Here is a 16007-nt window from a genome sequence, read left to right as displayed (position 1 = left end):
GAATTCACCCGAAAGGGTGAATTCTCATTTGTAGCTAATCGCATTAGGTTTACAGACGACCTCACACTTCATACAGGTCAGGCAGTCTTTCTTGCTTATGATATGATGTGTATCAGTTTTTTCAATAGACAGTGCAGGGCATACTCTGGCGCAGGCACCGCAGTTTATACATTTTTCTTCATCAATAGACATCCCTTTTTTAGCCATGCCGCTGCTTAAGCTTAGCAGGCTTCCGTAGGGACAGAGAAATCTGTGCCAAAGCTCTTCATGAAAGAAAAATGTTAAGCCTATGCCTGTGATGAAAAGGAAGGGCAAAACAGGAAGCTTTTTACCTGTCTTTACTGTGATAGCAAATACGCCGATAAAGGCAGCTATTAATGCCCATCGGACAAATGGCTTCTTGACAAATTCAGGGATATTCCTGTTTCTGATCCCATACTTCTTTTTAAATGCAGACACCCATTCCATAACAGTGTTGATCGAGCAGATCCACCCACAATAAAATCTTCCAAAAATAAATGAGGCTGCTATCCCGACAAGGAATAACGCCATCCAAAGCTGGACTCTGCCAGTAATGATTAGAAATACGAATAGAATTAATAGCACTGATTGTACGACTTTTCTCAGATGATGTTTCATTGAATCAGTCCTTCCTATAGTCATTTTATTGTATTATAATAGACATTGTTCTAAAAAAATGTTGCATATGCAACAGGAGGTATTAAGCTTGGATGATATTATTAAAGCTGTATTAAACACGGATCTTTTCAGGGACGTTGATCCATCAGCACTTAACACCTATTTCAAATTCTTAAATCCAGTGCGCAAGAATTACCATAAAGGATCTGTGATACATTTCCAAAATGAGAGGTGTAATGGAATTGACCTGATTGTCGAAGGTGAGGTTGAGATCATAAGAATAAACGAGGATGGGAGCTACCTGACGATGTCAAAGCTCTTCGCCAGAAATTCTTTGGGCGCAAATGCTTTTTTTTCAAGCTCAGGGTCATATCCATTCACAGCTGTTGCAGCCAGTAATGTAGAGATCATAAATATACCTGAGAAAATCATCAGAGATCTGTGTATTGAGGATTCAAGGTTTGTATTCAGACTTATTAGAATGATTTCTGACCGATCCGATTCTTTTACCGGCTGGATATCTGGAATATCAAGAAAAACAATTAAGCAAAATATTAAGGATTACTTGATATTACTAAGCGAGACTCAGAAGAATGATCAGGTAGTTCTTGACTGCTCAAAGACAGAGTTAGCTGCCAAATTTGGAGTAAATCGATCATCACTTGGAAGGATATTCACGCAGATGCAAAGAGAAGGATCGATCGAAATGGAAGGAAGAAGGATTAGGCTCATAAATTTAAAATGATTGTTATAATCTGATAAAAATTATCAATTATATAGCCACCTATTCTAATCCATGGTATAATGGTAGGGTATGGAGGTGAGACAATTGGCAAGACCAATGAAAGCAAGGAAGGTATGCTGTTTACCGGAAACAAATCTATTCGGACCACTCAACAGAAGACATGCAACCGGAGATGAGATAGTAATGTCTGTTGAGGAGTATGAAACAATAAGACTCATAGATCAGGAAGGCTTGATGCAGGAAGAATGCGCCGACAGAATGGATGTTGCTCGTACAACAGTACAGAGGATATACATTTCAGCGCGTAAGAAGCTTGCAGAGGCAATTGTTGAGGGAGTGACCCTTAAAATAGAGGGTGGATCATACAAGCTGTGTTCTGATGACGAGCAGGACCACTTCTTCTGCAGAAACTGCAAAATGTCACCTGGCAGACAAAGAAGAAGACACCAGGGGATGTATAGAAGTCAGGAATAATAATAGAAAGAAGGCTTAGCAATGAGTGAAACCTGTAACAGCAGCTGCAGCACCTGCAGTGTGGAGTGCAACGACAGAACAGCTGCGCACAACGAGTTTGCTGCAAAGATGAACGACGTAAGCAACGTAAAAAAAGTTATTGGAATTGTAAGCGGTAAGGGTGGAGTTGGAAAATCTCTTGTAACTTCAATGCTTGCAATAAACATGAACAGAAAAGGCTTCAAAACAGCAATAATGGATGCTGACATAACTGGACCTTCCATACCAAAATCCTTTGGGATCGACGGTAAGGCAGTCTCAAACGGCAAAAGCCTCATACCTAGAATAAGCGATAACGGAATAAAAATAATGTCAGTAAACCTCATACTTGAGAATGAGTCTGATCCTGTAATCTGGAGAGGGCCAATAGTTGCAGGTGTAGTAAAGCAATTCTGGACTGACGTGGAGTGGGGAGATATTGATTACATGTTCGTGGACATGCCTCCGGGAACTGGTGACGTTCCATTGACTGTATTCCAGTCGCTACCAATAGATGGTATCATCGTAGTTACATCACCTCAGGAACTGGTATCCATGATAGTTGCCAAGGCAGCTAAAATGGCAAGGATGATGAACATCCCGATAATTGGGTTGGTCGAGAATATGTCCTATCTTGAGTGCCCGGATTGTGGCAAGAAAATAAATGTATTTGGCGAAAGCAGAGTGGAGGAGGTTGCTGCAGAGCAGTGGATCCTAAACTATGCAAGAGTACCGATAAATCCGAATATTGCGGCAGCAGTCGATAATGGAGCAATAGAGCATATAGACGTAAGCGTTCTTGATGATCTTGCAGCTGCCTTATAATAGAATATAAAAAGAGACTGGTTTGCCAGTCTCTTTTCGAATAATGACAGGAGGAATCGATGAATACTAAAAAATTGGCTTTTTCAGCAATGTTTGTGGCACTGGGGATATTACTCCCAATGATATTTCACAGCTTCAACATGGGAGGACAAATATTCCTGCCCATGCATATACCGGTACTTATGGCAGGGCTTTTATTAGGACCTTTATCAGGTCTCTTAGTTGGGGTTCTTACGCCAATACTAAGCAGTCTATTAACAGGAATGCCCCCGATGTTCCCCATGCTTCCAATCATGATCTTCGAGCTTGGAGTATATGGACTTTCCTCAGGATATATCGGCAAGGTTCTAAACGGCAGAGTATATATTCCTCTTCTAGCAGGTATGATCGATGGAAGGGTAGCAGCAGGTATCGTCGTATTCATACTTTCAAAAGGCTTTGGTGCTCAGATGTCGCCAATCCCATTTCTAAAGGGTGCGATAATAACAGGTCTTCCAGGAATACTTATTCAGCTTGCTGTTATACCGCCCCTTGTAAAGCTATTGAGAAGACATGTAAAGCTCTAGAAAAATCATCACAAGGATTTCACAAAACCATCACTTGACTATCGGTGAGGGTTGAACTATACTTCACTTAATCGATACGTCTGTAAAATAAGGAGAAATTTATGAAAAAATTAAACAAACCCAAGAAACCGATAATGTACTACTATGTTATAGCCATGGCCATCGTCATCCTGTTGAACTCATATGTGTACCCCAGAATGATGAAGTCACAGTTCGAGCCCATCGACTACGGAACATTCCTACAGAAGCTCGAGAATGGCGAGATAGCCGTCGTAGAGATAAAAGATAAACAGATATACCTCCAGGGCAAGGGAGAGGATCCTGAGCTGTTTACGACAGGTACAATGGACGACCCTGAACTGGTGGATAGACTGTATTCAGCCGGAGTGACCTTCTCAAGAGTTGTAACCGATACAACACCAACCTTTGCCAGCCAAATGTTCTCATGGCTCATAACAATAGCCATATTTGTGGCGATCGGCCAGCTTTTCTCAAGATACATGCAAAAGAAGATGATGGGCGGCAACGACGTACTTTCCTTTGGAAAGAGCAATGCAAAGATATATGTCGAATCAAAGACCGGTAAGACCTTTGACGACGTGGCAGGGCAGGAGGAGGCGAAGGAAGCCCTTGAGGAGATCGTTGACTTCCTTCACAACCCCATGAAATATAAGGATATAGGTGCAAACCTTCCAAAAGGAGCACTCCTTGTGGGTCCTCCGGGAACAGGTAAGACTCTTCTTGCAAGAGCGGTTGCCGGGGAAGCTAAGGTACCGTTTTTCTCAATTTCAGGCTCAGAATTCGTGCAGATGTTCGTCGGTATGGGAGCAGCAAAGGTTAGAGATCTTTTCAAGCAGGCACAGGAAAAGGCTCCGTGTATAGTATTCATAGATGAGATCGACACCATAGGGAAAAAGAGAGATACCTCAGGATTTAACAGCAATGACGAAAGAGAACAGACCCTTAACCAGCTTTTAACAGAGATGGATGGCTTTGACGGCAAGGAGGGAGTGGTAATTCTTGCTGCTACCAATAGACCTGAATCCCTCGATAAAGCATTGTTAAGGCCAGGTCGATTTGACAGGCGAATCCCTGTTGAGCTGCCAGATTTGTTGGGCAGAGAGGCTATATTGAAGGTACACGCTAAAAAGGTCAAGGTCGAGCCAGATCTGGACTACAACGCAATAGCAAGGGCAACAGCAGGAGCATCCGGAGCAGAGCTTGCAAATATGGTAAACGAAGCAGCTATTAGAGCCGTAAAGATGGGAAGGGAAAAGATAAATCAGTTAGATCTGGAAGAATCAGTTGAGGTAGTATTGGCAGGTTACCAAAGAAAGCAAGCAGTCATATCAACCAAGGAGAAGAGGATAATTGCCTATCACGAGATCGGACATGCCTTGGTTGCTGCAAAGCAGACAGATTCAGATCCGGTACACAAGATCACAATAATCCCAAGGACATCAGGAGCACTTGGCTATACGATGCAGGTAGCGGAAGAGGAAAGTGTTCTTCTGAGCAAGGAGGAGCTTTTCAATAAGATCGTTACCTTAACCGGAGGAAGGGCAGCAGAGGAGATAGTATTCGGCTCCATAACATCAGGTGCTTCAAATGATATCGAGCAAGCTACAAAAATAGCTCGTGCGATGGTGACCCGCTTTGGAATGAGCGAAACCTTCGATATGATGGCGCTGGAAACACAGACCAGTCAGTATCTCGGAGGAGACACAGCACTCACCTGCTCAAGCGAGACATCATCAAGAGTAGATGCAGAGGTTCTGGCTATAATAAAAAATGCCCACCAAAGGGCAAAGGATATACTCACTGAAAACATAGACAAGCTTCGTGAGCTTTCAAATTATCTGCTTGAAATGGAAACCATCACCGGAGCACAGTTTATGGAAATCTTACAAAAGCAGTAGTTAGCAGATAGTAGTTAGTAGGTAGCGGAAGGGTGAGCATTGCTTGCCCTTATTGTCATCCTGAGTGAAACGAAGGATCTTGTTTTTATCTTTCATGTTCTTTCCCTGTCATTCCCTGTTTAGTAGGGGCAGACGACCCTGTCTGCCCGTTTTGTCATTCCGACCGAAGTGGAGGAATCTCATCTTTTTCTTATTTCTTGGCTCTTAGTTCTTAGCTATCTTTTAATTCTGTCATCCCGACCATTTTACCCTGTCATCCCGACCAACGTGGAGGGATCTGCCTTCCATTGTCAATTGTCCATTGTCAATTGTCAATTTCTTCTATAGCCTATTCACTCAAAAATTTTGCTCTCAAAATTTTTGCAGTCTCTTCCGGGTCCAAATTCTCAACCTCAAAAATATAATTCTTAGGATTGTGCTCATACATTGGATCATAATAATCCCTCATAAGCGCCTCGACGACCACAGGATAATTTCCAGCCTTAACCTCAGAAACATATCTATCGATTGCTTCATTCCCCACCCATTTTCTAAGATGATTCAAGGCTTCTATCAACTCATCGTCAGTTTCGTATATATAGTCAGCCATTATATTCTTTATTCTCGTCTCCATCGGAGCAGTTACCCTTACATGCTTCCCGGTTTTAATCTTCTCAAAAAGATATTCAGGGATAACAGACCTGCCGATCCTTTTGCTTTCACCCTCTGTAAAAACAAGATTCCCGTTTCTCTTTGACAGCTCCTCATATAGCAGTGATTCAAACATTTTTTGACTATTTGGCTCACCTAATCCTACAGCACCAAGAGTTGAACCCCTATGATTGGCACAGGCTTCAAGATCAAGCACATCAGCTCCCTGAGCTCTTAGTGCATCCAGAACCTGAGTTTTGCCTGTCCCAGTATTCCCATATAGCACCACCAACTCAACAAGCTCAGCTTCCTTTGGCAGGTTCTCGTTTATAAAGGCTCTGTAGGCCTTGTAGCCCCCATCAAGCTTTAAAGCACCTATCTTAAGGCTGCGCAGTAAAGATACGATGCTGGAGCTTCTGAAGCCTCCTCTTGCACAGAAGAAGACAAGGTGGGGATAGGTCTTGCTCAGTTTAAGGATCTCAGTAAACATTTCAGGCAGCCTTCTTGAAACTGCCTCTATCCCAAGGGTCTTCGCCTTGTCTACACTTTCCTGAGCATAGGCAGTACCTATCTCAGCCCTTTCCTCATTGGTGAAGATAGGGATATTTACTGCACCAGGAATAGTCTCCTCCTTGAACTCAAGGGGAGTTCTAACGTCTATTATAATGTAATCGCCTGAAGAGAGCTTGTCTCTCAGGTCTTCGTATTTGATATCAGTATACATAATCTACCTCTTGATCTTCAAATTTGCCACTATAATATTATATATCAAAAAAGCTATTAGTAAAGCAAATGAAAATGGGTGTTTTATAATGATATCATTTGTTGTAGAATGTATAGATAAGAACAAAGGAGTGAAGAAATGGACAATTTAAAATTAGCAAAGAAATATTTGTATGATAATGACCTTAAGCTTGTAGTAATGAAAAATGGAGAGCCCATGGCAACCTCTGTAGATAGAGGCATCAAGCCCATATATGACGTATATACTAAAGAGCTGCATCATCTTGACGGAGCCTATATAGCAGACAGAGTCACCGGAAAGGCAGCGGCCATGCTTCTTGCTGAAGGTGGAGTGAAGGGAGTCTACACAGATCTGATAAGCGATGCTGCAATTGAGGTCCTTGACCAGTTTCCCATCCTTGTTGAGTATGGTAAGCGAGTACCCTTTATACTGAATAGAGAAGGGGATGACATGTGTCCTATTGAAAAAATTTCCCGAGGGGTTCAGGATGTTGACGGCTTGATCGAGGGAATTGAAGAATTCTTCGTAAAGGTAGGCATGAAAAAGTAGAGGTGTGTCACTTTGAGCAGAGAAAAGAAAATTGCGATCCTTCAGATAGTTATCGCCGCAGTCCTTCTTAGCACGGGGGGAATAATTCTAAAATTCATCGACATGCCCTCAATGGCAATAGCGGGTTCAAGAGCTGTTTTTTCTGCTGCAGTTGTCTGGCTGTATGTCAAGAAACCTAAATTTACTTTTTCGAAGGCTCAGGTATCGGGAGCTATCTGCTATTCATCAATGGTAATACTTTTTATTGTTGCCAATAAGCTGACAACAGCAGCCAATGCAATAATACTGCAGTTTACTGCACCAATCTGGGTTGCAATACTTGGAGCCATGATACTCAAGGAAAAACCAAGATGGTACGACATAATAGCAATAATCTTCACGGGAGCAGGCATGCTCCTCTTCTTCCTTGATGATATGGGAGGAGGAAGTGTTGAAGGAAATTTTGTAGCGGTTATCAGCGGTATAGCTTTAGCTGGTGTGACCATATCACTAAGATTTCAAAAGGATGGATCTCCGGTTGAAACTACACTACTTGGTCATCTTATAACCATTGCAATTGGTGTGCCATTTATTGTAGGAGCGACATTTAATCTGCAAAATATTATAGGAATTTTTCTTCTTGGCACGTTTCAGCTTGGTCTCGCTTATATATTCTACTCTCTTGCGATCAAGCATCTTACTGCTATGGAAACTATATTGATAATGGTGCTGGAGCCCATTCTAAACCCCATCTGGGTATTTCTATACAACGGCGAAAAACCAGGATTTATGTCGTTTTTAGGGGGTATAATAGTAGTAGGAACGATTGTGTGGAGAGGGTTCGTATCAAGCCATTATTATCAAATCGAAAAAGATAAATCTGTAAAACATCAAATTTAAAGTCGTGACAAAACCGAAATAAAATTGAAAAAAAACCCAAATATAACCACATATCGGATTAAAGTGATATACTCGGGGTATATAAATCACAAATGAATAAGATTATACTGGGGGCTAGGAAGTATGAGGCGTAACCTGGACGTCTACCTCATATGGAGCCAATGACGTAACCGACCGCAGCTAATTTGATGTGGTCTTTTTTATACCCAATTACTTTAGTGGGGTGGTCGGATGAAGTGAACGATGGAGATGTGTTTATTGTAGGTTTGTTGGAACAAATTGAAAAGGAGGATAAGAAATGTTGAACTTATTACGTAGATTGTGGAAGGACGAGGAAGGGCAAGGATTGGTAGAGTATGGGTTGATTATAGCTCTGATTGCTCTCGCAGTGGTTGCACTTGGAGGATTTGATGCTATAGCTGGAGCAATAGATACTCTTTTTAACAATATTGCTGGTGAGTTGAACTAGTACTTGATTGTTAATTGTCGTTGCCCAGCAATGGGCATCGACAATTAATTCTAATTAGGAGTTGATTTAATGCTAGGTATCATTAAAAAGATTTATGAAAATATCAGTGGTCAGGGATTAGCAGAATATGGTTTAATTATATCCCTAATTTTATTCGCGGTTATCGGTGCATTAGAATTATTTGGTTTAGAAGTTGTCAATCTGTTTGACTTTATAAGTGATACTACAAATGAGGTTATGTAGGGGTAATGATAACTTATAAATATTTAATATATTTTGTTTTACTATATTTAATTATTTCCTCAAGCTATTTTGATTTTAAAAATAAAACAATTCCTAACTTTATCACAATACCGATTATTTTAGTTTATCCAGTTGTTAATTATTTGTTTAATGGATATGAACACTTATTAAATAGTTTAATTGGGGTATTATTTGGATTAATTATTTTTCTACTTCCATTTATATTCGGTGTACTCGGAGGTGGAGATGTAAAACTTGTGGCAGCTATTGGAGCATTAAAAGGATGGAGGTTTGTACTATTAACCACTTTATATTCAGGACTTGTTGGAGGAGTAATTATTATCATAATTCTGATCAAGCAAAAGAAGTTATTGATAACTCTTAAACGAGTATTTGCAATCATATTAAAACCAGTAATGTTTGTACTAACACTTACCTTTGAAAATAAAAAACTAAAGCAGTTCAATGACTGGCTTTTAGATTCACAGATAAATTGGGAGAAGCAGTATATCCCGTATGGAGTTGCAATTGGGATTGGAGCAATTATGGCACTTCTGATATGAGGTGGTTGATATGTTTAGAAAAATTCAATTTTTTTTAAAAAACAGAAAAGGACAGGCTTTGGTAGAGTTTGTCCTTGTTTTCCTTATACTAGTTATAATAGTTCTTGGAATCGCTCAATTCAGCATGATCCTGAGTGTTCAGATTGCTGTTACTAACGCAGCAAGAGAAGGAGCTAGAGCTGCTGCAGTCAAAACACCTATGACGGATGTTGAAACAATAGTATTAGATTCTATTGGTGGCCATGCGTTTAGAGATACTACTCTGACTCCTACGGTTACTATATCACCTTCCAGTTATACAGGGATGGATGCAGGAGATAGTATAACTGTAACTCTATCAAATGTACGAGTCAAAGCAATAGTTCCTGTGCCAAGTTTTGATAATTTTACACCAGGAGCAGCTGCAATAATAGAAAAGGACACACCGTTTGTACTACAGGGAACATCCACAATGAGATATGAGTATAGGCCTTGATTTCAGTAAATGGGGGCGATAAAAATGAGAAACAGATTATTTAGGTTTAGAAAGAATAATAAGGGTCAGGTTTTAGTTGTTGTTGCTGTTGGAATGGCTGTATTTTTGGGCTTTGCTGCTATATCAGTGGAGTATGGCTACGTTGCTGTACAAAAACGAAATATCCAGAATGCAGCTGATGCAGCCGCATTGGCAGGAGCGCAGGTGCTATATAACACAGCGCTTGCAGAAACAACCGCAGTTCAGGTAGCAAATAACAACAAGGGGAATTTAACTTTCGATTTATTTGACGTTGATCCAACAACACCGTATAATAGCGATCCTACTAAGATTGAGGTGGAAATAGATGCTACAGTTCCAGGTATTTTTTCAAGAATCTGGGGCAATGACAGTTCTGAGATATCTGCAAGAGCAGTTGCCAGACAATATTGGGATGGCCAAGCTCTTCCACTTGTAAATACTGGATATATCTATACGGAGGAAGATATGCTATTAAGGATAAACAAAACTCCAGGAGATAAATCACAGCTGTTCGACTTTTTTACATCTGAGGATGAGTATGGAGAAAAAGACTATGGGGTACTATATTCAGATGGTATAGTGCTTGACCAAGGTAATGGTAATACAAAGTCAGAGATTGATACATCTGAGTTAAAAACCATAATGGAGGACTTATTTAAACCTGCTCCAGCGGTTGGAACAACATACTATCTATTTAGCCTTGAAGAAAGCTTGATTGAAGGTTACTTAAACGAAAAAAATCCTATCCCAGTATTAGTAACTGATAAAAATGGGAATGAAAATGTGCCTAGATCAGCAAAAAATGGTGGCTTTAAAGAAGGGGACATATTAAGACCTCAAGATTTAGTTTTACTCAAGGTCTCGTTTCTAAGTGTAAAAAAATCCAACCAAACAGAACTAGAATTGCGGTTTATTGATGAATATGACTTAAGTGATATAACAAATTTGCCTAAAGACTTTATAAGCACAGGCAGTGGTTATGCAAACTTGGTTGAGTGAGTAAATTAACTAATATAGAAAGAGGTGCAGTCTATGAAGGTGAACAAAAAAATACTCCTTGTGGGAGTATTACTGGGAATCATCACAATATTTTTCCTCAACAGGTACATCAGCTCCCTGGAAAAAACTCCTGAGGAGATAGCTGCAACCTCCTATACCGAAGTGGTTGTGGCACTAACATCCATACCGGAGCATGTAAGGATCACTCAGGAAATGGTCCAGATGGCTTCAGTACCTTCTGAGGGCGTGCATCCGGATGCAGTTAAGGATATGGCATTAGTCGTAGGTGCTATATCTCGGACTGATATTATTAATGGAGAGCAGATTCTGGCCGGACGTATAGTAAACGAGGAATCAGAAGCAGGGCTTTCCTACTGGATACCTGAGAATATGAGAGCAGTTGCCATACCGGTAAGTGAGATTGTAGGTGTGGCAAACTATATCCAGGTTGGGGATAAGGTAGACATTCTGGCAACATATGAATTTGAGGTCGATGTTCCAGGCCAAGAGGAGGAAGAGACAGTCCAGATGACCTACACTCAGCTTCAAAACATTGAGGTTGTAGCAATAGGAGGGAGGAAGGCTCCAACTGAAGAAGAGACTGTCCAGCAGCCGGCTTCTATTACTATCCTTGTTAACCCAGAGCAGGCTGAGGTAGTTGCCTGGGCAACCCTTAATGGAAGCTTTCATCTGACACTTAGAAATCCTATCGACAATCAGCTCATCGAGCTGGATCATTATGGCAGCGACAACTTTGAATCCTTTAGAGTGAGGTGATGAACTTGGATAAGATAAAGGTATTGATGGTAGAAAAAAGCAGCGATGACAAGGCTTTGGTAGCCGAGACCCTTTCCAAGGTAGACTACATCACTCTTGTGGGTGAGGCATCAAACTCTGAGGAAGCCAATTATTATATCAACGAAAAGCTTCCGAATGTACTGTTATTAGGTATAAATGTAGACTTTGACCGCTATGAATATGCGGACTTTATTTCCAAGGAGTATCCAGAGATTGCAATAATCCTTATTGAGAATCAGCTCCTTGAGGATACAATGTACAAAGCCATATTCGTAGGTGCAAAGGATGTAATAATATCTCCCTTCAGCTCTTCTAAGCTTGTAGATTCTATCTATAGGGCCTACCAGCTTGTTAAGGAGAAGGAGACGGTCCACAGGGACACTCCGGCTCCTTCAAGAAGGAGAAGAGGGAGCAAGGGCAATGTAATAACTATATTCAGCACGAAGGGCGGAGTAGGAAAGACATTTATTTCCACTAATCTGGCGGTAGCATTAGCACAAAACAATGACAAGAGAGTGTGTCTTGTTGACCTGGATCTTGATTTTGGGAATACTGTTTTGGCGCTCAATTTGGTTCCAAGGTTTACAATACTGGATATAATAGACGATATAAGAAATATCGACCAGGATGTAATAGAATCATATCTAATACCTCACGAATCAGGTATAAAGGTTCTTCCGGCCAATGCAAAGCCACAGATAAATGAGTTCGTAAGCGCAGATCATATAGAGGTAATTTTGAGGGCACTTCAGGGAGCCTTCGATTATGTTGTAGTAGATATGCCGGCAAGGTTCTACGAGCCGGTCAACCCTGCATTCCAGGCAGCAGACCTTCTATTGATGGTCACAACTCCTGAAATTTCAACACTTCGAAATATCAAGGCTTCGATATTGACGCTTCATGAATTGAATTTTCCAAAGAACAAGATAAAGGTATTATTAAATAGGGCTGATTCTTCCAGTCAGATAAAGAACAAGGATGTTGAAAGTACCCTTGGACAGGATCTCTATGCGTCAATTGACGCTGATTACAAGCTGGCTACCTTGTCTTTAAACAGTGGAATTCCAATAGTAATATCCAAGCCAAGGAGCGCTGTAGGAAAATCCTTTGGAGCACTGGCTAAGAAGATAGTTTCTGAGTTTGGCACCAACGGCAGCAAATAAGGGGAGGTGAAACCATGGGAAATGGTTCCTTTAACTTTAAGAATTTGAAGCAGAACGAAGAGGCACAAAGGCAAACTCTTATCACTGGAGACGCCTCTGCTAGGAAGAAGCGTGAGCTGGACGAGATTACCAATGAGGCTCTGGCTAGGGTAATCGAGACCATATCTGCAACATCAGAAAGTCCGGACAAGCTTTATAAAAAGCAGGTACTTGAGGACACGAATAAAATAATCAACGATATACTTTTGGAAACCAAGAGAAATCTTTCCTTTGGTGACAAGCAAAGGGTTGCAGGCTATGTTATGGACGAGGTATTCGGATATGGCCCGATAACACCTTTGATTAATGACCCTACTGTAACTGAGGTAATGGTAAATTCGCCGGAGGCAGTGTTCATTGAGCGCGGAGGCAAGATCTACAAGACTGAGGTCAACTTCAGGGACGACAACCACATAATGCACACCATTGACAAGATAATTTCTCCTCTCGGAAGAAGGGTAGATGAAAGCTCACCTATGGTGGATGGTCGTCTTCCTGACGGCTCCCGTGTTAATGTAATTATTCCGCCATTGTCCATCAAGGGGCCAACTATAACTATTCGTAAGTTTGCAGTCGACCCTTATACCTTGGAAGACCTTATAGGCTTTGGAACGCTTAATCAGGATATAGCTAAAATGCTGAGGGCGTGTGTAAGGGGAAGGATAAACATAATCGTTGCAGGAGGTACAGGCAGTGGTAAAACCACGCTCCTTAACGTTATCTCAGACTTCATTCCAAACAACGAAAGGATAGTTACCATAGAGGATGCTGCAGAGCTTCAGCTGAAGCAGGAGCATGTAGTATCCCTTGAAAGCAGACCTCCTAACATTGAGGGCAAGGGTCATGTTGCAATAAGGGATCTTGTTATAAATTCACTTCGTATGAGACCGGACAGGATCATCGTAGGTGAGGTCAGAGGCGGCGAGGCCCTGGATATGCTTCAGGCAATGAATACCGGTCATGATGGTTCAATAACCACCATCCACGCCAATAATCCAAGAGATACTCTCGGAAGACTTGAGACCATGGTAATGATGTCAGGGATGGAGCTCCCCTCAAGAGCTATCAGAGAACAAATATCCTCAGCAATCAACCTGATAGTATTCTGTGCCCGTCTTACTGATGGTACCAGAAAGATAATGAAGGTTACGGAGATAGTAGGTATGGAGGCTGAAACCATAACCCTTCAGGATCTTTATATATTCAACCAGGAAGGCTTTGACGAGGGCGGCAATGTCGTTGGAAAGCATATGCCGACGGGTATAGTTCCTAAGTTTATGGATAAGCTCAAGGCATACGGTGAGACGATACCAGCATCTGTATTCCAGGCTGAAAGGAGGATGTGATATGCAATATCTAATTCTTTTATCAGCCTTTCTTACTATTCTATTTATATTTTTAGGGGTATATTCTGTAGCGTTTTCAAAGCGGTTATCTATAGCAGAGAGACTTGACCTTTATACTAAGGATGCCGAAATGGTCGTCGAAGAACCCTTGTCACTTAAGGAGTTTTTCCTCAGTATTATACGAGGAGTCAGCAACACTCTTTCAAGAAAAACATATCTTGAGGGAGTAAGGAAAAAGCTACTTCAGGCATATGTGTTTATGAGACCTGAGGAGTTCGTTGGGATGTCATTATTAGTAGGTATTGGATTGGGATTGCTGCTTTTCGTATCATCAAATATGTGGTTTCTTGGAATACTTGGATTTCTGATTGGCTTTAAGCTCCCCGATTTGGTAGTCAGCTCCATCAAGAAGAGGAGGATGAAGAAGCTAAACAGCCAGCTTCCAGATGCTCTTACAATAGTATCCAATGGACTTAGGGCAGGCTTTAGCTTTACCCAGGCTATGAATGTAGCGGCAACTGAGATGGATTCACCTATCAGGGATGAACTCTTAAAGATCATCAGGGATAACTCGATCGGTAAGACACTGGATGATGCCCTGATGGATTTTTCAGAGCGAACTGACGATGATGATATAGATATGTTCGTTACAGCACTTATCATCCAGCGAAAGGTTGGAGGAAACCTGGCAGAGATCCTCGATACAATTGCCGCGACAATAAGAGATAGAGCTAGGATAAGAGGAGAGGTTAAGACACTAACTTCTCAGAATATGTTTTCAGCAATAGTGATATCGTTGTTACCAATTGGAGTCACATTGACTATGCTTTTAACCAATCCGGATTATATATTGGAGTTATTCAATAATAGAATAGGTATATATGCTGTAATAGGAGCAGTATTAATGCAGATAGTTGGTGGATTCCTGATGTTAAGGATCGCCAATATCGAGATTTAGGCAGGTGAGGACATGAAATATTTAGTTTACCTTCTTGTTATAGTCTTTGTGGCTTATATTGTTTTGATATTATATGGTTTACTCTTCAGAAGAAGAGAGACAGTAAAAGAAAAGCTTGAGGATCTGAAAAAAGACTTTGTGGACCATCAAGACGAGTATGTCCTCGATGAGCCCTTTGCTGACAGAGTCATAAGACCTGCTTATCAGAAATTCACATCCTTCCTGGGCAAGGCTACTCCCCATGGAATCACTCAAGGATTGGAAAGGACAATAGCCTATGCAGGTTCACCCAATAGGATGACTGCTAACCGACTTATGGCAATCATGTTTATGGTAGCAATAATAGTTCCTGCTGTTTACTATATGCTTCAAAGTGTTGTTGGAAGCTATGTACAGCCAGGTATATTAGTGCTTCTGGCAATAGCTGGATTTATTCTACCCTGGTACTTTATGCTGATAAAAGCTAGAGCAAGGCAGACAAAGATACAGAAGAAGCTGCCTGACATGATGGATTTGATTTTTGTATCTGTTGAGGCGGGACTTGGATTTGATATGGCACTAAAGAGGACGACTGAGAAGATGCCCGGTCCTCTTTCGGATGAGATTAAAAGAGCACTGGATGAAATGAATAAGGGAAGGAGTAGAGAAGAAGCACTTAGGGGTATATATCATAGGACAGGAGTTGAGGATCTTTCCTCATTTATCACCGCAGTAATACAATCCGAGCAGCTGGGAAGCAATATCGCCAATATGCTCAGGGTGCAGTCCACATCCATGAGACAAAGAAGGAGACAAAGAGCGGAACAGGCAGCCATGAAGGTTCCTGTAAAGCTATTGTTCCCATTGGTATTCTTTATGATGCCTGCACTGTTTATTGTAATACTTGGACCTGCAGTTATACGTATAATCGATGCATTCTCAGACATGTTTTAGGCAGGAGTGGT

19 protein-coding genes are annotated in these 16007 nt (G+C 41.2%); 17 read left to right on the top strand and 2 right to left on the bottom strand.

Annotated elements, in window-relative coordinates:
* Positions 1-24 precede the first annotated feature (24 nt).
* Positions 25-639: a 4Fe-4S binding protein gene (locus AC4PHB_RS05420; protein WP_492137606.1), complete on the bottom strand. Its 615-nt coding sequence runs from the start codon at positions 637-639 to the stop codon at positions 25-27.
* A gap of 88 nt (positions 640-727) precedes the next feature.
* Here AC4PHB_RS05420 and AC4PHB_RS05415 point away from each other — a divergent pair, with 88 nt between their 5' ends.
* From AC4PHB_RS05415 to ftsH, 5 genes are all read left to right on the top strand, one after another.
* A complete protein-coding gene (locus AC4PHB_RS05415; RefSeq protein WP_492137605.1) occupies positions 728-1384 on the top strand; it encodes a Crp/Fnr family transcriptional regulator in 657 nt (218 codons plus the stop codon).
* A gap of 84 nt (positions 1385-1468) precedes the next feature.
* The gene (locus AC4PHB_RS05410) at positions 1469-1858 is read left to right on the top strand and encodes a DUF134 domain-containing protein (RefSeq protein ID WP_492137604.1); all 390 of its coding nucleotides are present in this window, start codon (positions 1469-1471) and stop codon (positions 1856-1858) included.
* A 21-nt stretch (positions 1859-1879) separates the two neighbouring features.
* A complete protein-coding gene (locus AC4PHB_RS05405; protein WP_492137603.1) occupies positions 1880-2701 on the top strand; it encodes a P-loop NTPase in 822 nt (273 codons plus the stop codon).
* A gap of 59 nt (positions 2702-2760) precedes the next feature.
* Positions 2761-3267 carry an ECF transporter S component gene (locus AC4PHB_RS05400; protein WP_492137602.1) on the top strand — a complete coding sequence of 169 codons (507 nt, stop codon included), beginning with the start codon at positions 2761-2763 and terminating at the stop codon, positions 3265-3267.
* 101 nt (positions 3268-3368) lie between these two features.
* Positions 3369-5186, top strand: coding sequence for an ATP-dependent zinc metalloprotease FtsH (gene ftsH, locus AC4PHB_RS05395; protein ID WP_492137601.1), 1818 nt, complete (start codon positions 3369-3371; stop codon positions 5184-5186).
* Between the two features lie 328 nt (positions 5187-5514).
* Here the strand turns inward: ftsH and mnmH are convergent, their stop codons facing one another.
* Complete coding sequence (gene mnmH / locus AC4PHB_RS05390) at positions 5515-6540, bottom strand: tRNA 2-selenouridine(34) synthase MnmH (protein WP_492137600.1); 1026 nt, start codon at positions 6538-6540, stop codon at positions 5515-5517.
* Positions 6541-6678: 138 nt separating this feature from the next.
* Here mnmH and AC4PHB_RS05385 point away from each other — a divergent pair, with 138 nt between their 5' ends.
* The 12 genes from AC4PHB_RS05385 to AC4PHB_RS05330 all read left to right on the top strand — a co-directional run bounded on the left by AC4PHB_RS05385 (position 6679) and on the right by AC4PHB_RS05330 (position 15996).
* Positions 6679-7110 (top strand): DUF1893 domain-containing protein, encoded by a 432-nt coding sequence (locus tag AC4PHB_RS05385; protein ID WP_492137599.1) that lies wholly within the window; start codon positions 6679-6681, stop codon positions 7108-7110.
* A gap of 12 nt (positions 7111-7122) precedes the next feature.
* Positions 7123-7989 (top strand): DMT family transporter, encoded by an 867-nt coding sequence (locus AC4PHB_RS05380; protein ID WP_492137598.1) that lies wholly within the window; start codon positions 7123-7125, stop codon positions 7987-7989.
* Positions 7990-8287: 298 nt separating this feature from the next.
* Positions 8288-8458, top strand: coding sequence for a Flp family type IVb pilin (locus AC4PHB_RS05375; protein WP_492137597.1), 171 nt, complete (start codon positions 8288-8290; stop codon positions 8456-8458).
* 69 nt (positions 8459-8527) lie between these two features.
* Complete coding sequence (locus tag AC4PHB_RS05370) at positions 8528-8701, top strand: Flp family type IVb pilin (RefSeq protein ID WP_492137596.1); 174 nt, start codon at positions 8528-8530, stop codon at positions 8699-8701.
* A gap of 5 nt (positions 8702-8706) precedes the next feature.
* Positions 8707-9264 (top strand): A24 family peptidase, encoded by a 558-nt coding sequence (locus AC4PHB_RS05365; RefSeq protein ID WP_492137595.1) that lies wholly within the window; start codon positions 8707-8709, stop codon positions 9262-9264.
* Positions 9265-9274: 10 nt separating this feature from the next.
* Complete coding sequence (locus AC4PHB_RS05360; protein ID WP_492137594.1) at positions 9275-9739, top strand: TadE/TadG family type IV pilus assembly protein; 465 nt, start codon at positions 9275-9277, stop codon at positions 9737-9739.
* 24 nt (positions 9740-9763) lie between these two features.
* Positions 9764-10759: a pilus assembly protein TadG-related protein gene (locus tag AC4PHB_RS05355; RefSeq protein WP_492137593.1), complete on the top strand. Its 996-nt coding sequence runs from the start codon at positions 9764-9766 to the stop codon at positions 10757-10759.
* Positions 10760-10792: 33 nt separating this feature from the next.
* Positions 10793-11536 (top strand): Flp pilus assembly protein CpaB, encoded by a 744-nt coding sequence (gene cpaB, locus AC4PHB_RS05350; protein WP_492137592.1) that lies wholly within the window; start codon positions 10793-10795, stop codon positions 11534-11536.
* Between the two features lie 5 nt (positions 11537-11541).
* Entirely contained in the window at positions 11542-12720 is a 1179-nt protein-coding gene (locus tag AC4PHB_RS05345) for a CpaE/TadZ family protein (RefSeq protein ID WP_492137591.1), read from the top strand.
* Positions 12721-12734: 14 nt separating this feature from the next.
* On the top strand, positions 12735-14105 hold the full coding sequence (locus AC4PHB_RS05340) for a TadA family conjugal transfer-associated ATPase (protein ID WP_492137590.1): 1371 nt from the start codon (positions 12735-12737) through the stop codon (positions 14103-14105).
* A gap of 1 nt (position 14106) precedes the next feature.
* Positions 14107-15063 carry a type II secretion system F family protein gene (locus tag AC4PHB_RS05335; protein ID WP_492137589.1) on the top strand — a complete coding sequence of 319 codons (957 nt, stop codon included), beginning with the start codon at positions 14107-14109 and terminating at the stop codon, positions 15061-15063.
* A gap of 12 nt (positions 15064-15075) precedes the next feature.
* Positions 15076-15996: a type II secretion system F family protein gene (locus AC4PHB_RS05330; RefSeq protein WP_492137588.1), complete on the top strand. Its 921-nt coding sequence runs from the start codon at positions 15076-15078 to the stop codon at positions 15994-15996.
* Positions 15997-16007: the final 11 nt, after the last annotated feature.

Source organism: Gudongella sp. QWL-04, from assembly GCF_058683975.1.
The sequence above is the reverse complement of the archived record's forward strand: the minus strand, read 5'-3'. Positions and strand labels throughout refer to the sequence as shown.